The sequence below is a fragment of the Streptomyces abyssomicinicus genome, assembly GCF_008974245.1.
In the GTDB taxonomy this organism is placed as follows: Bacteria; Actinomycetota; Actinomycetes; order Streptomycetales; family Streptomycetaceae; genus Streptomyces; species Streptomyces abyssomicinicus.
The window spans coordinates 1525078-1547778 of record NZ_BBZI01000005.1 but is presented as its reverse complement, the minus strand read 5'-3'; the positions used below and the strand labels follow the sequence as shown (position 1 = coordinate 1547778).

20 protein-coding genes are annotated in these 22701 nt (G+C 73.9%); 9 read left to right on the top strand and 11 right to left on the bottom strand.

What is annotated here, in order from left to right:
* The first annotated feature begins 204 nt into the window (after positions 1-204).
* Together GBN72_RS06485 and GBN72_RS06480 are read left to right on the top strand one after the other, a co-directional pair.
* Positions 205-924 (top strand): hypothetical protein, encoded by a 720-nt coding sequence (locus GBN72_RS06485; protein WP_246212285.1) that lies wholly within the window; start codon positions 205-207, stop codon positions 922-924.
* Positions 925-985: 61 nt separating this feature from the next.
* Positions 986-1750 (top strand): bestrophin-like domain, encoded by a 765-nt coding sequence (locus tag GBN72_RS06480; RefSeq protein WP_151770602.1) that lies wholly within the window; start codon positions 986-988, stop codon positions 1748-1750.
* 265 nt (positions 1751-2015) lie between these two features.
* Here GBN72_RS06480 and GBN72_RS06475 read toward each other — a convergent pair whose 3' ends face one another.
* The gene (locus GBN72_RS06475) at positions 2016-2510 is read right to left on the bottom strand and encodes a hypothetical protein (RefSeq protein ID WP_151770601.1); all 495 of its coding nucleotides are present in this window, start codon (positions 2508-2510) and stop codon (positions 2016-2018) included.
* Between the two features lie 332 nt (positions 2511-2842).
* Between GBN72_RS06475 and GBN72_RS06470 the strand changes: the two genes are divergently transcribed.
* Complete coding sequence (locus GBN72_RS06470; protein WP_151770600.1) at positions 2843-3505, top strand: class F sortase; 663 nt, start codon at positions 2843-2845, stop codon at positions 3503-3505.
* Between the two features lie 137 nt (positions 3506-3642).
* Here GBN72_RS06470 and GBN72_RS06465 read toward each other — a convergent pair whose 3' ends face one another.
* Complete coding sequence (locus GBN72_RS06465; protein ID WP_151770599.1) at positions 3643-4530, bottom strand: polysaccharide deacetylase family protein; 888 nt, start codon at positions 4528-4530, stop codon at positions 3643-3645.
* Between the two features lie 210 nt (positions 4531-4740).
* Between GBN72_RS06465 and GBN72_RS06460 the strand changes: the two genes are divergently transcribed.
* From GBN72_RS06460 to GBN72_RS06450, 3 genes are all read left to right on the top strand, one after another.
* Complete coding sequence (locus GBN72_RS06460) at positions 4741-5286, top strand: sigma-70 family RNA polymerase sigma factor (protein WP_151770598.1); 546 nt, start codon at positions 4741-4743, stop codon at positions 5284-5286.
* 134 nt (positions 5287-5420) lie between these two features.
* Positions 5421-5927, top strand: coding sequence for a hypothetical protein (locus tag GBN72_RS06455; RefSeq protein WP_151770597.1), 507 nt, complete (start codon positions 5421-5423; stop codon positions 5925-5927).
* A gap of 206 nt (positions 5928-6133) precedes the next feature.
* Positions 6134-6952 carry a hypothetical protein gene (locus GBN72_RS06450; protein ID WP_151770596.1) on the top strand — a complete coding sequence of 273 codons (819 nt, stop codon included), beginning with the start codon at positions 6134-6136 and terminating at the stop codon, positions 6950-6952.
* A gap of 109 nt (positions 6953-7061) precedes the next feature.
* Here GBN72_RS06450 and GBN72_RS06445 read toward each other — a convergent pair whose 3' ends face one another.
* The 3 genes from GBN72_RS06445 to GBN72_RS06435 form a co-directional block, all read right to left on the bottom strand.
* Positions 7062-7928: an Fpg/Nei family DNA glycosylase gene (locus tag GBN72_RS06445; RefSeq protein WP_151770595.1), complete on the bottom strand. Its 867-nt coding sequence runs from the start codon at positions 7926-7928 to the stop codon at positions 7062-7064.
* 79 nt (positions 7929-8007) lie between these two features.
* Positions 8008-10104: a SpoIIE family protein phosphatase gene (locus tag GBN72_RS06440; protein ID WP_151770594.1), complete on the bottom strand. Its 2097-nt coding sequence runs from the start codon at positions 10102-10104 to the stop codon at positions 8008-8010.
* A gap of 83 nt (positions 10105-10187) precedes the next feature.
* Entirely contained in the window at positions 10188-10415 is a 228-nt protein-coding gene (locus tag GBN72_RS06435; RefSeq protein WP_151770593.1) for a hypothetical protein, read from the bottom strand.
* A 156-nt stretch (positions 10416-10571) separates the two neighbouring features.
* Between GBN72_RS06435 and GBN72_RS06430 the strand changes: the two genes are divergently transcribed.
* Positions 10572-11978 carry a lipase maturation factor family protein gene (locus GBN72_RS06430; protein ID WP_151770592.1) on the top strand — a complete coding sequence of 469 codons (1407 nt, stop codon included), beginning with the start codon at positions 10572-10574 and terminating at the stop codon, positions 11976-11978.
* A 150-nt stretch (positions 11979-12128) separates the two neighbouring features.
* Here GBN72_RS06430 and GBN72_RS06425 read toward each other — a convergent pair whose 3' ends face one another.
* The 3 genes from GBN72_RS06425 to glgC form a co-directional block, all read right to left on the bottom strand.
* Complete coding sequence (locus GBN72_RS06425; RefSeq protein ID WP_151770591.1) at positions 12129-12311, bottom strand: hypothetical protein; 183 nt, start codon at positions 12309-12311, stop codon at positions 12129-12131.
* A gap of 352 nt (positions 12312-12663) precedes the next feature.
* Positions 12664-14184, bottom strand: a complete 1521-nt coding sequence (locus GBN72_RS06420; protein ID WP_246212284.1) for an SDR family NAD(P)-dependent oxidoreductase — start codon at positions 14182-14184, stop codon at positions 12664-12666.
* 182 nt (positions 14185-14366) lie between these two features.
* A complete protein-coding gene (gene glgC / locus GBN72_RS06415; RefSeq protein ID WP_151770590.1) occupies positions 14367-15596 on the bottom strand; it encodes a glucose-1-phosphate adenylyltransferase in 1230 nt (409 codons plus the stop codon).
* A 248-nt stretch (positions 15597-15844) separates the two neighbouring features.
* On the opposite strand from glgC, the gene GBN72_RS06410 reads away from it, so the two are divergent.
* The gene (locus GBN72_RS06410) at positions 15845-16786 is read left to right on the top strand and encodes a DMT family transporter (protein ID WP_151770589.1); all 942 of its coding nucleotides are present in this window, start codon (positions 15845-15847) and stop codon (positions 16784-16786) included.
* Here GBN72_RS06410 and GBN72_RS06405 read toward each other — a convergent pair.
* Together GBN72_RS06405 and GBN72_RS06395 are read right to left on the bottom strand one after the other, a co-directional pair.
* On the bottom strand, positions 16756-18096 hold the full coding sequence (locus GBN72_RS06405) for a transglycosylase family protein (protein WP_151770588.1): 1341 nt from the start codon (positions 18094-18096) through the stop codon (positions 16756-16758). The two genes, GBN72_RS06410 and GBN72_RS06405, sit on opposite strands and share 31 nt — an antisense overlap.
* 622 nt (positions 18097-18718) lie before the next feature.
* A complete protein-coding gene (locus GBN72_RS06395; RefSeq protein WP_151770587.1) occupies positions 18719-19396 on the bottom strand; it encodes an aspartate/glutamate racemase family protein in 678 nt (225 codons plus the stop codon).
* 130 nt (positions 19397-19526) lie between these two features.
* On the opposite strand from GBN72_RS06395, the gene GBN72_RS06390 reads away from it, so the two are divergent.
* Positions 19527-20600, top strand: a complete 1074-nt coding sequence (locus tag GBN72_RS06390) for a hypothetical protein (RefSeq protein ID WP_246212283.1) — start codon at positions 19527-19529, stop codon at positions 20598-20600.
* A gap of 94 nt (positions 20601-20694) precedes the next feature.
* Here the strand turns inward: GBN72_RS06390 and GBN72_RS06385 are convergent, their stop codons facing one another.
* Positions 20695-22584: an ABC transporter ATP-binding protein gene (locus GBN72_RS06385; RefSeq protein ID WP_151770586.1), complete on the bottom strand. Its 1890-nt coding sequence runs from the start codon at positions 22582-22584 to the stop codon at positions 20695-20697.
* Positions 22585-22701: the final 117 nt, after the last annotated feature.

Below are 22701 nucleotides of genomic sequence, written 5' to 3'. Positions count from 1 at the left end.
TTGGGTCGAGGTGAGGCTACTGATCAATCGGCCAACGATGCGAGCAGAAACGGAAATTGACCATCCGTTAGCGGTCACTTACCGATGGTGGCGAGGTGAATTCGCCGGACATGTCGGCAACTTCGCGTGTGCATTTCCACCCGTTCGAAGCAATGAGTGACACATCCGGCGTAATCCCGGAGTGGCGTGACGATGATCACTCCCGTGGAGAGACCTACACGCAATCGCCTCCTCCAGGCCTCCCGGGCGCTGGCGGTGACCTCGATCGTCTGGATCACCGGCCCCGGCTGGTCCGGGACGGCCGCCGCGGACGCCTGCGCCTACGCCTCGACCGGCCCCGGCGGAAGCGCGGCGGGCATCGTCACCGACGCCGGAACGGTCGCCGTCGGTCCGGTGCCCCCGCCGGAGGCGTTCGCCGCGCCCACCGGCGGCCCGGTCGCCGTGGTCGGACCCGGGGGCGTGACGGCCGCCGCCGGGGAGGCGGTGGCCCGGATCGACGGTGCCGGTGCGTACGCGCAGGCCGGGCGGTGCCCGACGCCCACTCCCACGCCGCCCCCGCCATCTCCGGATCCGGTGCCCGAGCCACCGCCACCGCCCCCGCCGCCGTCCCCGCCGCCGTCCCCGACTCCCCCGCCGAAGGCCGCGCCGCCGGTGGCCGCCCCGCCGCCACGGGCGGCTCCCCCCCGTACGCCCGCCCCCGCGCCCCCACCGCCCCGGCCGGCGCCCCCCGCTCCCCGGGCGGAGCCGCCGCTCCCGCCCACACCCAGCACGACTCCCGCCCCGTCGGCCGAGCCCGTCTCCTACCCCGTCCGCCAGGCGGCCGCGCCCTCGCTGCCGCCCCGCCCCCGGCGTTCGCTCGTCTCGCTCGCCCTGCTGATCACGGCGCCCGCGGTGATCGCCGTGGCCGCGCTGCGCCCTCGGTGAGGCCGCCCGGACCCGCCGTCCGTCCCGTCTCGCCGATCTCTTCCACCTCCAGGAGGTTTTCTTGCCGGAATGGCTCGTACTCGCCCTCGCGATGGCCGCGGCGTGCGCCGTGGTCCTCGTCGTCGCCGTCATCCGGGAGCGCACCGCCCGGGAGGACGACGACCCGGACGACACGCCCGACGTGATCGAGTACATGACGATGATGATCGGCGTGGTCTACGCGATCGTCCTCGGCCTCGCGATCGCCGGTGTCTGGGAGGCCCGCAGCGCCGCACAGGACCACGTGCGGACGGAGGCGATGGCCCTGCACGAGATCTCCGAGCGGGTGCGGCCCTACCCCGCGGAGGTCCGGGAGCGGATCCGCGACGACGTGCACGCCTACGTCGGCCAGGTGGTGAACACGGAGTGGGAGGTGATGGCCGAACAGGGCAGGCTCACCGAGCGGGGAACCCGGCTGCTGGAGCGGCTCCGGCACGATCTGACCGACTACGAACCGGCCTCCGACTTCGAGGCGCAGGCGTACCAGCCGCTGCTGGACCAGGTGACCGTCGTGGACCAGGCCCGCGGCGCCCGGGCGGACGCCACCGAGGCGACGATGCCGGGGGTGGTGTGGTTCGGGCTGATCATCGGCGCGATGGTGACCATCGGCATGGTCTTCGCCCTGCAGATCCGGCGCACGGCGCGGGAACTGGTGCTGGCCGGGCTCTTCTCGGCGCTGATCGCGTTCCTGCTGTTCCTGGTCTGGGACTTCGACGCGCCCTTCAGCCGGGGCATGGACGTGGAGGCCACGCCGTTCACGGCGCTGTTCCCCGGTGTGACGACGTAGGGCGGTCCCGCGCCAGTCCGGTCCGGGTGCGTGAGCACCCGTCCGGCGTAGCGCCGTCACCCGTTCGCCCGAGCGGGATCGCGGCCGGGGCGCGCCGTTCCTACGGTGCCGGTCAGGCGGAGGGCCGTGGAGCGGGTCCGCGGCCCGCACGGGCGGAACCGGAGGGGAACCGCGGGCACGGGAACGGCGTCCCGCCCCGCGCCCCCGAGGGGGCGCGGGGCGGGACGCCGTTGCGTGCGACGTTCCCCGGAGCGCGGGACAGGAATCAGATACGGCTCTCCGCGCGACGGCGCATCCAGAAGAAGCCGCCGCCGAGACCCGCGGCGGCGACCAGCCCGCCGCCGATGGCGATGTCGGTGGGCGTCGCCCCGGTGAGGGAGCTGCCGCCCAGACCACCGCGGACACCGCCGAGGACGGTGAACGCGTTGGACCGGGTGAGGGTCTTGCCCTCACCGCAGTGCGCGGTGATGCTGTGCGATCCGGCGGTGGCGTTGGAGTTGACCCGCACCGTGGCCGTGGACCTGCTGCTGCTGCCGCTGGCCGGGGTGAGCGGCGTCGACGGGAAGACCGGCGACGACACGGTGGAGCCCGGCATCCGGCAGGCGCTGCCTTCCACCGTGACGGTCAGCTGCCCGCCGGGAGCGATGGTGCTCGGGCTGACCGAGATGCTGGTCGGGTCCGACCAGGCGCCGGCCGTCGGGGCGGCGAGCCCGATGGCGGCGAACGCGGCGGCCGAGACCGCCAGGGCACGTGTACGCATGTGTTCCTCCGCGGAAGGCGCCCCGGGACCCGTCCCCGGTCGATCGGCGAGAAAGCGCCTCCCACTCAGACCCTGGGACCGCCCTTGTCCGGCCGCATTTCGGCTGTCCGCCGTCCTGGTGAGCCGACACGCCGACAGGAAACCCGGAAAACACCATCACCGCAGGTCACGGAGTGTCAGGAAATTTATTTCGGCACCGACTCGGATGGCGCACCGCCGCATTTCCGGCCACCCGTTCGCCCTTGCCCCGATGCCGGTTGCGCGCACGCCGCTTAGCGTTCTGATATCGCGACAGACACGGCGACGGCCGCGTCGAGAGGGGAATGGCGAAAATGTCTGCGTCCGAACTGGCGGAAGAGGAGGAGCGGCCCAGACGGCGTGTGCCCTGGGGCGTGATGGCGCTGGTGCTCCTCACCGGGCTCGCGCTCATCAGGAACGGCTCGGGGGAGTTCGACACCGGTCCCCCGCAGCCCGCCTCGGTGGCGGCCGCGGACACCCAGGTCCGCCCCCAGGCCTTCCCCGGGGCGCCCGCGCCGCTGCCGTACTCCGAGGTGGACCGGGTGCGGATCCAGTCGATCCAGGTCGACGCCCCGATCGTCCCGGTGGGTCTGGACCCGGACGGCTGGGTGGCCGCACCGCCGCCCGAGGACCCCAACCTGGCCGGCTGGTTCACCGGCGCGGTGACCCCCGGCGAGAAGGGCACGTCCGTGCTGGTGGGTCACGTCGACAACGCGCAGGGGCCGGCGGTCTTCTACGGCCTGGGCGCCACGAAGCCGGGGAACCGCATCGAGGTGCTGCGCAAGGACGGAAAGCTCGCCGTCTTCGAGATCTACGGCATCGAGGTCTACGACAAGAACAATTTCCCCGGAGAGCGTGTCTACGGTTCCATCGGCACGCCCGAACTGCGGGTCATCACCTGTGGCGGCGGCTATTCCCCGCAGGAGGGCTACGCGGGGAACGTGGTGGTCTTCGCCCGGATGGTCGAGGTCCACTGAATTCCGGGTCACCGGGACAGCGGGACAACAGGACAGCGGGACAACGGAAAGGGCCGGAACGACGAAAGGCCGTCCGGTCCGTACGAGCCGAGGCTCGTGCGGACCGGACGGCCTTTTCCGCGTCCGCGTCCCGCGTCTCAGAACGGGCGGCGGCGGGGCACGGCGACGTGGTAGCCCTCGTCCAGCAGCCTCGGCAGGTAGCGCCGCAGCGCCTGGACGCTCTGTGAGCGGTTCCCGCCGGCGTCGTGGGAGAGCACCACGGCGCCGGGCGACGCCTGCTTCTCGACCGTGGCGGCGATGGCTCCGGCGCCCGGGGTGCGCCAGTCAAGGGTGTCGACGGTCCAGGCCATGGGTTCCATGCCCAGTTCCGCTCCGAAGCGGTAGGCGTCCCGGTTCCAGGCGCCGTAGGGGGCGCGGAACCAGGCGGGGCGCGCCCCGCAGGACTTCTCGACGATCTCGCTGGTGCGTTCCATCTCGGCGCGCACCGCGGACCGTGAGAGCTGGGTGAGCAGCGGGTGCGACCAGGTGTGGTTGCCGACCACATGGCCCTCGTCGGTCATCTGCCTGATGAGGTCGGGGTTGGCCTTGGCCATGTTCCCGCAGACGAAGAACATGGCGTGGATCCGGTGCTGGCGGAGGGTGCGCAGGACCTGCGGCGTGTAGCGGGGGTCCGGGCCGTCGTCGAAGGTGAGGACGACGGTGCGGCCGAGGCCGCCGACCCGGAGGAACGGCTCGTCACGGACCGGGGTGCGGGCCGGCCTCGAGGCGGGCGGGGCGAACCCGGCCACCGGGCTCAGGCGGTAGGAGGACGACACGGGCGAACGGGCGGCGCCGCGGGCGCCCGCGGCCCGGCCGGAGGCCCCCGACGCGGCCTCGGCGGACGCGGACGCGGCGGCCGGGGCTCCGGCGGACGGGGACTCGGTGGGGGCGAGGAGGGAGCTGAGGCCCGAGGCGCCGGCGGCCGCGAAGGCCGAGGCCCCGGCGATCAACGCGCCCCTGCGGGAGAGCAATCGGTCCATTTTCATGATTAATCAGTCGCCCGGCCCAACGGCCGTCGCATCCCGGGTGGGCGTCGCGTGGCGGGATTGCACCCTTGCGGAGCACGGGACCGGCGTGTCGTCGGGGAGGCCGCCGGACGACCGTTCGTCGCACCGCTCGGCGACGCGTTCGACCGTCCGCCGCAGATCCGCGCACGGCCACTGTTTCGCCGCCACGGCGTGGGGTGGCATACGGCCATGACGGCCGGAACCATCATGACCCGAGGAACGACCGCCGAGCACGAGCTGGCCCGGCTCCAGCGCGAGCACGGGCGGCCCCTGTTCGCCCTGCTGCTCAGGCTGTGCGACGGCGACCGGCAGCGTGCCGAGGACCTGGTCCAGGAGACGCTGGTCCGGGCCTGGCAGAACCCCGACGCGCTGCACGACGACACCTTCGACTCCGTGCGCCCGTGGCTGCTGACGGTGGCCCGCAGGCTGGCCATCGACGCGCGCCGGGCCCGGCAGGCGCGTCCCGCCGAGGTGGGCGACGCGGTGCTGGACAACGCGCGGGTCTGCGCGGACCACGCGGACCGGTCGGCGGCGATGCTGGACGTCCGGGAGGCCGTACGGCGGCTCTCGCCCGAGCACCGTGACGTGCTGGTGCTGGTGTACTTCCAGGGTGCCAGTGTGGCGGAGGCGGCGGCCGCCCTGGGGATACCGGCCGGAACGGTCAAGTCCCGCGCCTACTATGGGTTGCGGGCCCTGCGCGGAGTGCTGCCGGGTTACGCGCCGGACCTGCGTTGAAACCGGCGGCCGGGTCAAGCCTTCTTAAAGCGCCTTGCCGATGACCATGGTTGAGTAATCGGCTGTTCCCATCGGTCCGTTCAGGACGGAAGGGGCCGTCCGGCGGTGCGTCCACCGGAGGAAGGCAGGCAGACATGGTGACCAGAGGACACGACCGCTCGGAGCCGGACCGGCTGACGGTTCCGATGGCGTGGCTGTACGCCGAGTACATCGCCGACGAGCTGCTGCGGTCGGGGGACCTGATGCCGCCGACCTCGTTCGAGTACCGGGCGGGGCGTGACGCGCTGGCCCTGACGGTGTTCCTCTCCGACCTGGAGGGCGAGCTGAGCGGGGTCCAGGTGGTGACGCGGCTGGAGACCTGGCGTTCCCTGACCGCCTACGACCAGCCCTGGCAGGACTGGGTCCGCGACCGGCTGGCCGCGCTCACCGCCGAGGCGGACGCGGGCGGCGGCCGGCCGGGACCGGATCTGCGGCTGGCCCTGGCCGCCTGGCGCTGGCTGGAGGAGACCGAGCTGCTCGCTCCCGACCTGGACGCGGTGCCCGGAGGCGGTCCGGTGCCCGGGGAGGACGGCCCGCAGCGGTGGACCCCGGCCTGGCAGCTCGGCCTGCCACTGGGCCACCTGGCCATCCACCTGTTCTGAGCGGTCCTGGAGCCCCCGGAGAGCCGGCGGACCCGGCTCCGCGGTCCCCGGTCTCGTGCCCCGGTCCCCGGGCACGCCACCCAGGCACGCGACCACCGGGCGCCCACGGCGGCGGACCCCGGTCCTCCCGCGCCCTGTTCCGCGGCCGCGACACGTGGTGCACGGCGTGCGATCATGCCCTTCACCGACGTGGGGAGGCGGGGCGGATGGCCGGCTTGTGGGTGACGGTATGTCTGCCGGGGGAGGCCGCGGGCGATGTGGAAGAGGCGCTCTCGAAGGCTCTCGCGCCCTTCTTCATGGACACGGACGACAACCCCGTGGACCGCGGCATGTGGGACGCGCGACGTGTCGCCGGAGGCAGCTCCGGCAGGGGTTTCGCGGTCGCCCCTGGATACTGGGACGATCCCCGGCTGGTCCATGACGACCCTGGATCCGACGGGTCACCCCTCCCCAGTGTCCCGGGCGTCTGCGCCGGAGGACCGCGTGCCCTGCTCGACTTCTCCCGGCCGGCTCTCGCCTCCGAGCGCGCGGTCGCCGCGTCCTGGGACCTGTGGCACAGCCTGTCGGCGCTCCATCCTCCGGCGATTCCCCTCGCGGTGTTCGTCGACCGCTGGTGGAACGATCCTGACGCGTTCCCCGGTGACCGGTGGGGGGACGAGATGCTCGCCGCCTACCGGAACCAGCCGTTGATCAAGGCATACCTCGACCATCCCTTCAGTCTGGGCCTGGGGCATCTGCAGTTCGTCGGACCCAGCGGTCCCCTGGAGCACCCGGTGATGGGGTTCGAGGGGACACGTGCCGAGTACATCGGCAAGCTCACCGCGTCGGGACCGCCGTGCACGGACGTGCTCACCGAGGACGGTTGGTGGCTGGAGCGCGGCGCCGATGCCGTCCACGCCTTCTGCGAGCCGGACACGTGCCCCCACGACCCGCCGGAGCCTCCCGCGTGGCACGGCGGCGAGGCCGCGTACCTCGCGGACCTTCCCGGCGACACGATCCTCGTCCGGCTCCGCTGTCACGCCTGACGTCGTCTCCGCGGAAGGCCGTCGACCGGACCATGCGAAGATCCGCGCGCCGGATCGCCGGGCCGCCGGGCCGCCACCGCGGTCGCACCGGCCCGGGGCACGGGCCGGGCTACTTGAGCAGTCGGGACAGGCGGCGGTCGGCGAGTGGGCGGCCGCCGGTCTGGCAGGTGGGGCAGTACTGCAGCGAGGAGTCGGCGAACGACACCTCGCGGACGGTGTCCCCGCACACCGGGCAGGGCTGCCCGGTGCGGCCGTGCACCCGCAGCCCGCTCCGCTTCTCGGCCTTCAGCCGCCCCGCGGCCACCCCGCGGGAGCGTTCCACCGCCTCGGTGAGCGTGGAGCGCAGCGCCTCGTAGAGCCGGTGGGTCTCCTCGGGCGTGAGCGAGCCGGTGAGCTTGAACGGGGACATCCGGGCCGCGTGCAGGATCTCGTCGCTGTAGGCGTTGCCGACGCCCGCGATCAGGCTCTGGTCGCGCAGGGCGCCCTTGAGCTGCCGCCGCTCCCCCGCGAGCAGCGCGGTGAACCGCGCCTCGTCGAAGTCCACGGCCAGCGGGTCGGGGCCGAGCCGGGCGATGCCGGGTACCTCGGCGGGGTCCTGGACGACGTACACGGCGAGCCGCTTCTGGGTGCCGGCCTCGGTGAGGTCGAAGCCCTGCCCGTGGTCCAGGACCGCCCGCAGGGCGAGCGGGCCCTTGCCGGGGCGGGGCGGGGCGGCGGGGACGCTGTCGCGCCACTGGAGCCAGCCGGCCCGGGCCAGGTGGGTCACCAGCCGCGGTCCCTCGTCGGCCGTGGCGACGTCCAGGAACTTGCCGTGCCGTCGTACGGCCGCCACCCGCCGCCCCTCCAGGGCGGAGGGCGGGGGGTCGTAGGTCTTCAGGACGCTGACGGCGAGCGGGAGCACGCGGACGAACTCCCGCCCGACCAGGTGGTCCTGGAGGAAGTCCCTGAGGGCCTCCACCTCCGGCAGCTCGGGCATACCCCCAGCCTGCCACGGGACGCTCCGGCCCGCCCCCGGCGGCGCCGCCCACCGGCACCGGCCCGCCCCACGGCGCCGCTCACCCGGCGCCCGGGCCGTCCCCGGCGGCGGGCGACGTCATGACGAACTCGCACCACACGCACTTGCCGCCGCCGCGCGCCTCGACGCCCCAGCTGTCGGCCAGCAGGTCGACCAGCATGAGGCCGCGGCCGCTCATCCCCACCGGGCCGGGGTCCCGCCGGTGCGGCAGGGCGCTGGAGCTGTCCTCCACCTCGATGCGCAGCAGCCGCTGCGGCCCCAGGATCACCCGCAGGGTGACGGTGGCGCAGCCCTCGGTGTGCATCAGGGCGTTGGTGATCAGCTCGTCCGCGGCCAGCTCGATCTCGTCGGCCCGCTCCACGGTGCCCCACGCCCGTACCGCGGCCCGGATCATGTGGCGGGTCTCGGCCAGCGCGTCCGGGTCGCCTGGGACGACCTGCTGCCTGAGCTGCCCGCCGGTCCGCTGCCGTCCGGGGCCACGGCGGCGCAGCAGCAGGAGGGCGACGTCGTCGTCCCCGCCCCTGCGGTCGGCCCGTTCGATCAGGGCGTCGGCGAGGCCGCGGACGTCGTCGGGGCCCCGGGAGATGTCGTCCATCAGGTCCTGCACGCCGACGGAGAGGTCGTCACCGGGAAGCTCGACCAGTCCGTCCGTGCAGAGCACCAGGGTCTGGTACGTGGACAGCTCGAAGGTGGTGACCGGATAGGTGAGGGTGCCGAACTCGGCGGACAGGCCGAGCGGCAGGCCGCCCTCGACGGGGACGCGGCGGCAGGCACCGTCGCCGCCGCGCAGGATCGGGTCGAGGTGCCCGGCGCGCACCAACTTGACCACGCCGGTGGTGGGGTCCACCTCGGCGTACAGGCAGGTGGCGAACCGGTCGGTGTCCAGCTCGTGGAGGAAGACGGAGGCCCGGGCCATGACGGTGCCCGGCGTGTGCCCCTCGGCGGCGTAGGCGCGCAGCACGATCCGCAGCTGGCCCATGACGGCTGCGGCGTGGGTGTCGTGCCCCTGCACGTCGCCGATCACGGCGCCGACCCGGCCGCCGGGGAGCGGGATCAGGTCGTACCAGTCGCCGCCGATGTCACGTCCGGCGGCGGCCGAGCGGTAGCGGACGGCGATGTCGGCGCCGGGGACGCTGGGGATGGTGCGGGGCAGCATGGCCTGCTGGAGGCCCTGCGCGAGGTCCATCTGCTGCTCGTAGAGCATGGCGCGCTGGAGGCTCTGGGCGAGGCTTCCGGCGAGCGCGCCGAGCAGTGCGCGGTCCTGCGGGGTGAAGCCGCGGCGCCCGCTGTAGAGCAGCCCGGCGGCGCCGACCGCCTTGCCCTCGGCGATCAGCGGGAGGTAGGCGGCCGAGGTGATCTGGAGGGGGACCAGCTGCTCCCAGAGCAGGGGGTAGTTGACCGCGAACTCCCTGGGCGACTCGATGTAGCGCGGACTGAGCGTGCGGACCACCTCGCTCATGGGGTAGGGCTCGTCCAGCCGGGTGATGCGGGTGCCGGGGACGGCCTCCTGGGGCTCCTCGGTGACGAGGACGACGCGGTCGCCCTGCACCATGCCCAGCACCACCAGGGAGACGCCCAGCGGGGTCCGCTGGTGGGCCTCGCCGAGCACCCGGAAGACGTCGCGGACGGTGCGGGCGGCGGAGAGGGCGGCGGTCAGGGTCTGGACGACGTCGGTCTGGCGGCGGCGCGCCTCGTCCTCGACGGCCTGTTCCAGCCGTGCCTCGCTCTCCCTCAGCTCCTGGGTGGCGTCCCGGACGATGCCGAAGACCCGGCGGGCGTGGCCGTCGTCGTCGCGCCGGATGTAGCCCTGGGTGTGGGTCCAGTGCAGGGTTCCGTCGCGGCGGCGGACGCGGAAGTAGGCGCCGTAGTTCTCGTCGCCCTCCTTGATCGCGCGGGTGACCGCCTCGTCGAGGCGGGTGCCCTCCTCGGTCGGGACCCGGGGGCTCAGCGCCTCGGGGGTGCCGTCGAACTCCTCGGGACGGAGGTCGAAGATCTCGTGCGCCCGGGCGTCCATGTGGAAGCGGCCGGCGGCCAGGTCCCACTCGAAGCTGCCCATCCGGTTGAGCGCCAGGATCGGGAACGGGCTGTCGGGCCACTCCTCCGGGAGTGCGGTCTCCACGGTGTCCCCATCAGCCATGGAGCCCACTTTGCCAGGATTTGTCCGTTTCTTCGACCCGTCTTCCGCGCCCCGCCTTCCCCGGGGCCCGGCGGGACGCGCGCTCAGTCACCGAAGACGTCGGTGGGGCTGCCGAAGACGCTGTCCGCGTCCACCACGGCCACCCGCCCGGAGGTCACCCCGGAGACCGCGCCGCCCTCGACGACGCCGCCGTCCGGCCGCGCCCCCTTCTCCGCGCCCGCCCCGCCGGGGCGCTCCCCCGCCGGCGAGGCGCCGAGCAGGGCGAGCGGTACGGCGCAGGCCACGACGGCGGCTCTGATCGGTGCGCGCACGGTGTCCTCCCACGCGGTTCGGGGCACTTCGTCACCCATGTCTGCCCGGACCATTGTCTGCCCGGCGGGGTACGGTCACGCAAACGGAGGGCGGGCGTCACGGACGGCGACCGGCGCGCGAGGGCGCGGCGGCCGCCGGGAAGGAGTGCCGGGGTCGTGGAGTGGTTCACCGCACCGGAGTACTGGACGGGCCGCCTGGTCTTCCAGCGGGGTCTGGCCGCCGTCTACCTGGTGGCCTTCCTCTGCGCGGCGCTGCAGTTCCGACCGCTGATCGGCGAGCGGGGGCTGACGCCGGCCCCGCGGTTCCTGGAGCGGACGCACTGGCGGCAGGCGCCGAGCCTGTTCCGGCTGCGCTTCTCCGACCGCCTCTTCGCGGCCTGCGCCTGGACGGGGTGCGCGGTGTCGGCGGCCCTGCTGGCGGGGGTGGGCGATCTGGTGCCGCTGTGGGCCTCGATGCTGCTGTGGCTCGCGCCGTGGGCGCTGTACCTGTCGGTCGTCAACATCGGGCAGACCTGGTACGCGTTCGGCTGGGAGTCGCTGCTGCTGGAGACCGGCTTCCTCGCGGTGCTGCTGGGCAACGACGAGGTGGGTCCCCCGGTGGTGGTGCTGTTCCTCCTGCGGTGGCTGCTGTTCCGGCTGGAGTTCGGCGCCGGCATGATCAAGATGCGCGGCGACGCCTGCTGGCGCGAGCTCACCTGTCTGTACCACCACCACGAGACCCAGCCGATGCCCGGGCCGCTCAGCCGGCTCTTCCACCTGCTGCCGAAGCCGCTGCACCGGGTGGAGGCGGCCGCCAACCACGTCACCCAGCTGGCCGTGCCGTTCCTGCTCTTCACCCCGCAGCCGGTGGCCTCCTGGGCGGCCGCGCTGATGATCGTCACACAGCTGTGGCTGATCGTCTCGGGGAACTTCTCCTGGCTGAACTGGCTGACCGTGGTGATCGCCCTGCCGGCCGTCAGGTGGCCGGGGGACCCCGCGCCCCGGCCCGCGCCCGGAGCACCGCTCTGGTACGAGATCACCGTTCTCGCCGTGGCCGCGGTGCTGCTGTGGCTGAGCCGCAACCCGGCGCGCAACCTGCTCTCCCGCCGGCAGGCGATGAACCGGTCCTTCGACCCGCTCCACCTGGTCAACACCTACGGGGCCTTCGGGAGCGTCACGCGGGTGCGGCACGAGGTGGTGGTGGAGGGCACCGACGACGACCGGCCGCGGCGGGAATCCGTCTGGCGGGCCTATGAGTTCAAGGGGAAGCCGGGCGACGTCCGCCGCCGGCCGCGGCAGTTCGCCCCGTACCACCTGCGGCTGGACTGGCTGATGTGGTTCCTCGCGCTGTCGCCGGTGCCGGCCAGGTGGTTCACGGCCTTCGTGGAGAAGCTGCTGGAGGGCGACCGGGAGACGCTGCGGCTGCTGCGGAGCTCGCCGTTCCCGCCCGGGGCGCCGCCGCGCTGGGTGCGCGCCCGGCTCTTCCGCTACCGCTTCGCGACGCGTGAGGAGCGGCGGCGCACCGGTGCGCACTGGGTCCGCGAGTACGTCCGGGACTTCCTGCCGCCCACCCGGCTTTCCTGAGCGCCCGCCGAGGGCGCGCCGGGCTCCCACCGAGGGCGCACCGGGTGCCCGCCGAGCACGCTCACCGCTCCGACGGCGGCGTACGACGGACGGCGGCCGGTCGTGGACCTGCCGCCGTCGGTGGCGCCGTGCCTCGCCCGCCCGCGTCCGTCAGTCGACGCTGGGCAGGATGTGCGGTTCCGCGAGGTCGTCCTCGTAGCCGGCCAGCCTGATGGGCGCGGAGCGCGCCCACACCTCCAGGCTGCCCAGGGGCCCGTCGCCGTCGGTCCCGCTCCGGCCGACGGGGGTTTCGCTCGCGATCGCCGTGGTGGACGTCGTCTTCTCCGGTGTCACCGCGCACTCCTCATGTCTGGGTCACCCTCGAGGCTCGGCGTCGTCGTTGTGCTCGACGCCCGGGCGCCTCCCGGGTGCGGGTCGGTAGGGAGGGCGTTCGAGCGCGGTGGCGCCGGCACCTCGTCGCGGGCAGGCCGGCGAGTCCGGTCTGTCCGGTGACGGACGGGGACGCGGCCGGTAGGACCTCGTCGCACTGTCCGTCCGTCCCAGGTTAACCAAATGAGCGGCCTCCCGCTCGATAGCGCCGAAAACTTTGCGTAACCGTCTGATGTCACGCGGTCCCCGGCTCCTGGGTCTCCCGCTCCCCCGCCCGGCCCGTCCGGCCCGTCCGGTCGGGCCTACCCGTTCCGGGTCACCACTTGCCGGGCGCGTAGTCCTTCATGAAGACCCCGTACAGATCCTCGCCCGCCTCACCGCGCACGATCGGGTCGTAGACCCTGGCCGCGCCATCGATCAGGTCCAGCGGCGCGTGGAATCCGGCCTCGGCGAGGCGCACCTTGTCCGGGTGCGGACGCTCGTCGGTGATCCAGCCGGTGTCCACGGCGGTCATCAGGATGCGGTCCGCCTCGAACATCTCCTGCGCGCTGGTGCGCGTCAGCATGTTCAGGGCCGCCTTGGCCATGTTGGTGTGCGGGTGTCCGGCGCCCTTGTAGCCACGTTCGAAGACGCCTTCCATGGCGGAGACGTTGACGATGTAGGTGCGGCGGTTCGGCGAGGCGGCCATCGCCTGGCGGAGCCGGCTGATGAGGATGAACGGCGCGGTGGAGTTGCAGAGCTGGACCTCCAGCAGTTCCACCGGGGTGACCTGCTCGACGGACTGCACCCAGCTGTTGGTGTCGTGCAGGTCGGGGACGAGGCCGCCCGCGTCGATGGCGGTTCCCGCCGCGATCCGCTCCAGGGACGCCGAGCCGGAGACCAGGGCGAGGTCGGTGACCTCCTGGGCGGTGATCGCCCCGCCGCCGGACACCGGCAGGGCGGCGACCGCGCCGGAGCCGAACGCGCCGATGACGCGGGCGGCCGGCAGCTCGCCCGCGGGCAGCGGAGCCGACTCGGCGGCGAGCAGCTCGCCGTATGCCTGCGGGGAACGGCGCACGGTCTGGGCGGCGTTGTTGATCAGGATGTCCAGGTGCCCCTGGGCGGCGACGGAGTCGGCCAGCGCGACCACCTGGGCGGGGTCGCGCAGGTCGATGCCGACGATGTCGAGCCGGTGGATCCACTCGTCGCTGTCCGGCATCGCCTTGAAGCGGCGGATGGCGTCGTTGGGGAAGCGGGTGGTGACGGTGGTGTGCGCGCCGTCCCGCAGCAGACGGAGCGCGATGTACATGCCGATCTTGGCCCGGCCGCCGGTGAGCAGCGCGCGCCGGCCGGTCAGGTCGGTGCGGGCGTCGCGCCGGGCCCGGTTCTCGTCGGCGCACCTGGGGCACAGCTGGTGGTAGAAGTAGTCGACCTCGAGATACCGGTCCTTGCAGGTGTAGCAGGAGCGGGGGCGCCGGAGCACGCCCGCGATCCGGCGGCCCTCCTCGACGGAGGAGGACGGCAGGATGCCGGCCGTCTCGTCGTCGATGCGCTGCGCGGAGCCGGTGGCGGTCGCCTCGGTGACGGCGCGGTCGTGCGCGGTCTTGGCGGCGCGGCGCTCCTGGCGGCGGCGCTGCTTGACCGTCCGGTAGATGTGCGAGGTGGCGCGTCGCACCTGGATGGCGTCGGGGTGGTCGACCTCGATCCGGTCGAGCTCCTCCAGGACGCTCAGGCAGACCGCCAGACGCTCGGGGTCGATCCCCGGCCCCCACTCCTGCTGGGCGGGGATCTCCGCCCCGCCCGTCTCCGCCGCCGGCTCGCGCGTGGCAGTGCCCTGGCTGTCGTCCGTCACCGTCATCGCCGCTGTGTTCCTCGCGTCACTCATTCAGCCGCGTAGCTCGATCGAGTGACCGCGCGGCTCCCACAGGAAAGAGGTGGGAGCCGTTCAGCGGACCTTCGTCCGATTCCGTCCCACCAGGTGGGGAGGATACTGACGGCTGGGAGGGTCCGCCAAACGGGCGACGGTCAGGGCGTCGTGTCTCACATCGGCGCCGGTACGTGCTGCCCCTTCTCCAGCACCACCACGCCGTTGTCGGAGACGGTGTAGAGCTCGGCGTCGCGCTCGGGGTTGACGCCGATGGTCGCACCCGGCGGGACGTCGATGTTCTTGTCGAGGATGGCGTTGCGCACCACGGCGCCCCGGCCGATGCGGACCTTGTCGTGCAGCACCGAGTTCTGCACGACGGCGTCCTGTTCGACGACCACGCCCGGGGAGAGCACGGAGCGGGTGACCTGGCCGCGGATCAGGCAGCCGGCGCTCACGATCGACTCGGTGGCGTTGCCCCCGCCGTTGAAGCGGGCCGGGGAGAGCATCGGGTGGTGGGTGTAGACCGGCCAGTCGCGGTTGTAGAGGTTGAACACCGGCCGGTCGGCGAGCAGGTCCATGTGGGCGTCGTAGTAGGCGTCGATGGTGCCGACGTCCCGCCAGTAGCCCTGGTCGCGCTTGGTCTCGCCGGGCACGTGGTTGGTGCTGAAGTCGTAGACGGCGGCCTGGCCGCTCTCGGTGAGCATGGGCAGGATGTCGCCGCCCATGTCGTGGTCGGAGTCCTCGTTCTCGGCGTCCTTGTGCAGGGCCTCCACCAGCACGTCGGTGGTGAAGATGTAGTTGCCCATGGAGGCGAGGATGGAGTCCGGGTCGTCGGCCAGTCCCGGCGGGTCGGCCGGCTTCTCCAGGAAGCGCTCCACGGTCCGGCCGTCGGCGGACGGGGTGATGACGCCGAACTGGGAGGACTCCGAGCGCGGCACCCGGATGCCGGCCACCGTGGCGCCGGCGCCGCTGTCGATGTGCTGGCGCAGCATCTCGCGGGGGTCCATCCGGTAGACGTGGTCGGCTCCGAAGACGGCCACGTAGTCGGGCTGCTCGTCGCGGATGAGGTTCAGCGACTGGTGGATGGCGTCGGCGCTGCCGAGGTACCACTGCTTGCCGAGCCGCTGCTGGGCGGGGACCGGGGTGACGTAGTTGCCGAGCAGGCTGGACATGCGCCAGGTGGTGGTGATGTGGCGGTCCAGCGAGTGCGACTTGTACTGGGTCAGCACGGCGATGTGCCGGATGTCCCCGTTGACCAGGTTGGACAGCACGAAGTCGACCAGGCGGTAGGTCCCGCCGAAGGTGACGGCCGGCTTGGCACGGTCCGCCGTCAACGGCATCAGGCGCTTTCCCTCGCCGCCTGCCAGCACAATGCCGAGTACGGATGGCCCACCACGACGCATCGCCGCTCCTCTCAACGGTTCACCCGCCCCCTTGGTCATGATCCGAGTGCCCCCGGCCGCGACCTGCTAAGCCTGCCGGTTCCCTGTGCGCCGTGTCACCCGTCCGGGGGAGGATCGGATCTCTCCGGGTACTCCGTCGTCAGGAGGATCCGTGAAGGACGGAAGGACGCCTCCGGGACGACGACGGGAAGAGGCGTGACCGGCATCGTGGAGTCCGTGCAACTGGAGCGAATGCCGGAGGGCGGCCGATGAGCGCCCTGATGTGGTCCGTCCTCCTTTCGCTCGTCTCCGCGGTGGCGTACGCCGGCGGGGCGATCGTGCAGGAGCGCGTCGCCGTGGTCAAGGGGGCCACCGCTCCCCTGGGGGACCCGGTGTGGTGGTCTGCGGTGGCCCTGAACGGGCTGGGCGCCGCGCTGCACGTGGCCGCCCTCGCGCTGGGTCCGCTCAGTGTGGTGCAGCCGCTGGGCGCGCTGACCATCGTGTTCGCCCTGCCCATGGCGGCGTTGTTCGTGGGCCGGGCGGCGGGCGACCGGACCGCCTGGCGGGGGGCGCTGCTGGCCACCGGCGGGCTGGCGGGTCTGCTGACGCTGGTCTCCGGTTCGGGCACCCGGACGCCGACGGGCGGTGAGCGGATCGCGCTGCTGGCGGTGACCGCGGGCGTCCTGGCGCTGCTGCTGGCGGCGGCGCGGGGCTCGCGCACCCGCCCGGCGCTCCGGGCGGCGGCGCTGGCCACCGGGTCGGGTGTCGCCTTCGGGCTGGGGTCGGTCTTCACCAAGGCGGTGGCCGCCGACCAGTCCGACGGGTTCGTCCCGTCGGGTCTGCCCTCGGTCGCGGCGGTGGCGGTGCTGTCGGCCGCGGGACTGCTGCTGTCCCAGTCGGCCTACCACGCCGGCGGCCTGCACGCGCCGCTGGCCACGCTGACCGTGGTCAACCCGGTGGCCGCCACGGTGGTGGGACTGGCCCTGTTCGGCGAGTCGTTCCGGATGGGCGGCCTCGGGGCGGCCCTGGCGACGGGCTGTGGTCTGGTCGCGGCGGCGGGGCTGGCGCTGCTGTCGGCCGGCCGGGCCCGCGCCGGGGTGCCGGCGCAGGGAGGACCTGAGGAGGACGACGGCACCGCGGCGGCCGGGCTGCGCGCCCGCCGCCGCGACGGGGACCGCGGTCACATGGCGACCCCGCCCGCCCGCAGGTAGGCGACCGGGTCGATGTCGCTGCCGAAGCCGGGGCCGGTGCGGATCTCGAAGTGCAGGTGCGGGCCGGAGCTGTTGCCGGTGGAGCCGGAGCGGCCGATCCGCTGTCCGGCGGTGACCGTCTGACCGGACTTCACGGAGATCGCCGACAGGTGGGCGTACTGGGAGTAGCGCCCGTCGGGGTGCCGGACCACCACCTGGTAGCCGAACGATCCGCCCCACCCCGCCGTGACGACCTGGCCCGCGCCGACCGACTTCACGGCGGTGCCCGTCGGCACCGGGAAGTCGACGCCGGTGTGGTAGCCCTTCGACCAGGAGGAACCGCTCGCCCGGTAGGCGGTGCCGAGAGCGGCGCTCACCGGGGCGACCCTGCTGCGCGCGCCGGCGGGCCGGGCCTCGGTCTCCTTCTGCCGGTCGGCCTTCCGCGCCTCCTCCCGCTTCTCGGGCTGGGGCTTCTTCGGCTCGGTCCGCGGCTTCTGCGGCTCGGCCTTCTGCTGCCGGCCCGCCTTCTCCCCGCCGCCCGGCTTCTTCCCGGCGGGCGCCTCGGAGCGCGGGGCGGCGGCTCCGTCCGGCATCCGCAGGCGCTGGCCCGGCATGATCAGATCGGGGTCCGACCCCACGGTGGAGCGGTTGGCGGAGTACAGGGACTGCCAGCCGCCGTCGACGTCGCGGGTGTCGGCGATGGCGGAGAGCGTGTCACCGCGGACGACGGTGTACATGCCGGTCCGCCCGGCCCGCGACTGCGGCGTGGTCTGCGGGCCGACGTCCTTCTGGCCTGCCTTCTTGTCCGCCTTCGCGCCGGTCTTCTTGTCGGTGCTCCGGGTTCCCGCCTGGGCGGCGGTGCCCGGCTCGGCGCCGGCCTTGGTGCCGGAGGCCTTGCCGGAGGCCGTTCCCGACGTGCCGCCCGATCCCTCGCCGGGGGCGGGCGCGGGACCGCCGCGGGTCAGGCCGGCACGCTGCGAGCAGACCGGCCAGGCGCCCGGGCCCTGCGTCTTCAGCACCTTCTCGGCGACCGCGATCTGTTCCGCGCGGGTGGCCTGGTCGGCGCGCGGCGCGTAGGCGCGCCCGCCGAAGGCCTCCCAGGTGGACTGGCTGAACTGCAGACCGCCGTAGTAGCCGTTGCCGGTGTTGATGTCCCAGTCGCCGCTCGCCTCGCAGGCGGCCACCCGGTCCCAGGTGGAGGCGTCGGCCGCCTCGGCGGTGCCGGCTCCCATCAGGGGGAGCGCGATGCCCGCGCCACCGGCGGTGACGGTGAGCGAGGCGCGGTTGAGTCTGGTGGGCTGGTACCGGCGGTGCCGACCGCGTGCGGCCATGTGGTGCCTCCTCGACACGTGTCAGGAGACACAGAACGTAAGCGCAGTGACAGAGGGTCACAAGAAGGAATTCGGCCGCCTGCCGAGGACGGCATACCGGTAAACCACCAGTTGACGGATTTCACCGGACGAATATGCCCGGGTGGACGCGGGGTGGGGCGTCTGGCGCGAAAGCACCGGACGCCCCTGAGGTTCACGTCACAGCCGCGGACCCGCGGACCGCGGAGGGCCGGGTTCGGGGTCGGGCACCGGCTCCGGCCCCGGCGGCTGCGGGATCGGGGACGGCGAGGGCCCCGGCGGGACGGGCCCCGGACCCGGCGGCGTGGGCCCCGGCTCCGGCGGTGTCGGCCCCGGGGGCTTCGGCCCCGGAGGCTTCGGCCCCGGAGGAGCCGGTCGGGGCGGCGTCGGTCCGGGTGGTCCGGGCGGTTCGGGGGTCGGCACCGGGTTGGGTCCCGGCTCGGGCACGGGGTCGGGGAACGGCTCCGGTCCGGGCCCCGGCTCCGGGGCGGGACCGGGCGCGGGGAACGGCTCGGTCATGGCTTGTCTCCCATCCAGTCGGCTCCGGCGGCGCCGCGCCGGCTTCTGGACTCCTTCCACACCTGCCCGCCCTGGGCAGAACCACTCACCCCGACGACGTATCGGCTCCCCGCAGCACGTGGCCCGCCGCCCGCGCGGCGGCCGCGAGGCCGGTCCGCGGTCCGTCGAGCACCGGGACGGAAGTAGTGACCAGCGCGCGTGCCGATGCCATGGAGACCTGGGCCAGCATCACCACGTCGGCGTCGCGGACCCCGTCGACGAACCGGGCGACCGCCCGCAGGTATCCCTCGGCGTCCCCCGCCTCGAAACGCGCCCAGGCGCCCTCCACCAGCAGCGCGCGGATCTCGGCGGGCCGGCCGGCCCGCTCCGCCTCGTCCCGGACGAGATCCACGCTCGGTGCGAGGGTGCTCTCGACGGCGGCGACCACGGCGATCCGGCGCCCGGCGGCCACCGCGGCGGCGGCCATGGGCCGGTCGACCCGGATCACGGGCACACCCGCCCGCCCGGCGGCCCGCTCGGCCACGCCGCCGAGAGTGGAACAGGTGCACAGCACGGCTCGCGCGCCGTCGGCGACCGCCCCGGCCAGCGTCCCCGCCACCGCGTCGGCGACCGCGGCCGGTCCGTGCGCGCGGGCGCGCGCCAGCAGGCCCTCGTCGACGAGGTGGCGCATCCCCAGGCCCGGGTGGTCCGCGTCGCGCAGGGCGTCGAAGACCGGGACGTGGACGGGCGAGGTGTGCAGAAGGACGAGGTCGGCCGTGCTCATGGGGCCACCCTTCCAGACAGCGGTGTTGTTGCGCCATCCGCCTGTCAACTCCTCCCAGGTAAAGGATAGTTGTGGAAGAATTCAGGATTTGTCATACAGGGTCCGTCGCCGAACCGCACCGGGAGCCGCCGTGGAGTACCCCGCCCGTCTCGTCACCACCGTCGCGCTGCCGCTGGGTCCCTGCCGGGAGAGGGACGTGTGGACGCAGCCGGGGCCGGGCGGCCCGCTGCTGGTCCAGCGGGGCGACGAGGAGCTGGTGGCGGCGCGGCTGGACGGGTCCGGCGCCACGGTCCGCTTCCCCGCGCCGTGGCCGCGCGACTTCGGCGGCGCCGCCGTCTCCCCCGACGGTTCACTGGCGCTCTTCGCCGGGGTGCACGCGCTGCGGGCGGTGGAGCCGGACGGGACCACCCGGTGGGAGGCCGGGTACGACTGCTGGGCCGACGTGGTGTGCACGGTGCGGCACTCCTCGTTCGCCGAGTACGCCGGGGACCGGGGCCACCGGGGCGCGGACGGCGGCTCCGCGGCGTTCTCCGCGGACGGGAAGCTGGTCTGGGCGCACGTACGGGTCCACGCGGGCTCCCGTGCGCCGGAGACGGCGGGCGGCCAGGACGCGGCGGACGGGGAGACCCGGGAGCGGTGGGCCGTCCTCGACGCGGCGGACGGCACCGTGCTGGGGTCGGTGGACACCGGCACCTTCGGGGCCGGCCACCACTGCCGTCATCCGGACCCCGCGCGCATGGGCCTGAGCGTCGGGCAGGGGGACGAGGACTCTCCCGCGCTGTGGGGGCGTTGGGACGGCCGGGCACTCACCGTGGACCGGTTCGACGAGGAGGTCCTGCTGGCCTCCAGCCCGTCCGGGCGGCGGCTCCTCACCGTGGACACCCTTCAGGCGGTCCTGTGCCTGCGCGACGCGGCGGGCGGCGCCGAGCCCGTGTGGTCCCCCGTCGATCCCTGGGTGACGGCCGAGGAGCGGATCCTGTGGGCCCTGGAGGCGGCGTTCCCCGCCGAGGACGCGGTCGTGGCGGCCACGGAGACGGCCGGCGAGCCCCGTCACTGGCTGGTGGACGGCCGCACGCTGGCCGTACGGGGGCCGATCGGCTATCCGGTCCGGGTGTCGGGCTGTCCCCGTCCCGCGGCACCGGGCACCTGGGCCACCGGTTCCGCCGACCTGTCGGCCGTCCACCTCTGGGCGCTCGGCTCCTGACGGGGTCGGGCGGACGGGGCCCGCGCCCCGGGGTCCGTCCGCCGTGACCGTGCCGGCCCCCGTCCCGTGGGCTCCCGTTCCGGTGCCGGAGCGGTCACACGGCCGCCTCCGCCACCGGTTCCGCGTCCCCGCGCGCCCGGTGGAGTTCGGCGTAGCGGCCGCCGCGGGCGAGCAGTTCCTCGTGGGTGCCGCGTTCGACGACCCGGCCGGCCTCCACCACCAGGATCAGGTCGGCGGTGCGGACGGTGGAGAGCCGGTGGGCGATCACCAGGGCCGTCCGTCCTTCCAGGGCCTCGGCGAGGGCTTCCTGGACGGCCGCCTCGGAGGTGTTGTCGAGGTGCGCGGTGGCCTCGTCCAGCAGGACCACGCGCTGGCGGGCGAGCAGCAGCCGGGCGATGGTCATCCGCTGGCGCTCGCCGCCGGAGAGCCGGTAGCCGCGCTCCCCCACGACGGTGTCCAGCCCGTCCGGCAGGGACCGGACGAGGTTTTCCAGCCGGGCCCGTCGCAGCACGTCCCACAGCTCGTCCTCGCCCGCCCCGGGCCGGGCGAGCAGCAGGTTGGCACGGACCGTGTCGTGGAAGAGGTGACCGTCCTGGGTGACCATGCCGACCGCTCCGCGCAGCGAGGCCGCGGTCAGGTCGCGGACGTCGACGCCGCCGACGCGGACCGCTCCGGAGTCGGCGTCGTACAGGCGCGGCAGCAGCTGGGCGACGGTGGACTTGCCGGCGCCGGAGGAGCCGACCAGGGCGACGGTCTGCCCGGGCTCGGCGCGGAAGGAGACGCCGTGCAGGACCTCCTCGCCGCCGCGTGTGTCGAGGGCGGCGACCTCCTCGAGGGAGGCGAGCGAGACCTTGTCGGCGGCGGGGTAGGCGAACCGGACGTCGTCGAACTCCACGGTGAGCGGGCCGTCGGGCACCGCGCGGGCGTCGGGCCGCTCGCGGACCAGCGGTTCGAGGTCGAGGACCTCGAAGACCCGCTCGAAGCTGACCAGCGCGGTCATCACCTCGACCCGGGCCCCGGCCAGTGAGGTGAGCGGGGCGTAGAGACGGGTCAGCAGCAGGGCGAGGGCGACGACGGAGCCCGCCTCCAGGCTGCCGCGCAGGGCGAACCAGCCGCCGAGCCCGTACACGAGGGCGAGGGCCAGCGCGGAGACCAGGGTCAGGGCGGTCATGAAGACGGACTGGGCGGTGGCGGTGCGGATGCCGATGTCACGGACCCGGCGGGCCCGCTCGGCGAACTCGGCGGACTCCTCGCCGGGGCGGCCGAACAGCTTCACCAGGGTGGCGCCGGGGGCGGAGAACCGTTCGGTCATCCGGGTGCCCATGGCGGCGTTGTGGGCGGCGGCCTCACGCTGGAGACGGGCCATCATCCCGCCCATGCGGCGCGCGGGGACGACGAAGACCGGCAGCAGCACCAGGGCGAGCAGGGTGATCTGCCAGGACAGGGTCAGCATCACGACGAGGGTGAGGACCAGGGTGACCAGGTTGCTGACGACACCGGAGAGGGTGTTGGCGAACGCCCGCTGGGCGCCGATGACGTCGTTGTTGAGGCGGCTGACCAGGGCTCCGGTGCGGGTGCGGGTGAAGAACGCGACGGGCATCCGCTGGACGTGGTCGAAGACGGCGGTCCTCAGGTCGAGGATCAGGCCCTCGCCGAGGGTGGCGGAGAGGCGGCGGGCGAGGATGCCGAGTCCGGCCTCGACCACCGCGATCAGCGCGATCAGCAGGGCGAGCCGCACCACCCTGCCCTCGTCGCCGCCGGAGACGATCGCGTCGACGACGCGTCCGGCGAGGACGGGCGCGGCGACCGCGAGCAGGGCGGTGGCGACGCCGAGCACCAGGAACAGCGCGATCCGGCGGCGGTGCGGTCGGGCGAAGGCGGCGATGCGGCGCACGGTGGCGCGGGCCAGGGGTCGGCGGCGTGCCTGCTCGTCGGCGTTCAGCACGCTGTGGAGCTGCATCCAGGCGGTGGTCTCCATACTCATGTCCGGAACGGTAGGACCTCGACCGTGGTCGAGGTCAACGCCGCCGGGCGGCCGACCCTCCGCTCCGGCGCGGCGGCGCTCAACCACCCGCCTGACCAGGGCGGATGACGGGCAGTC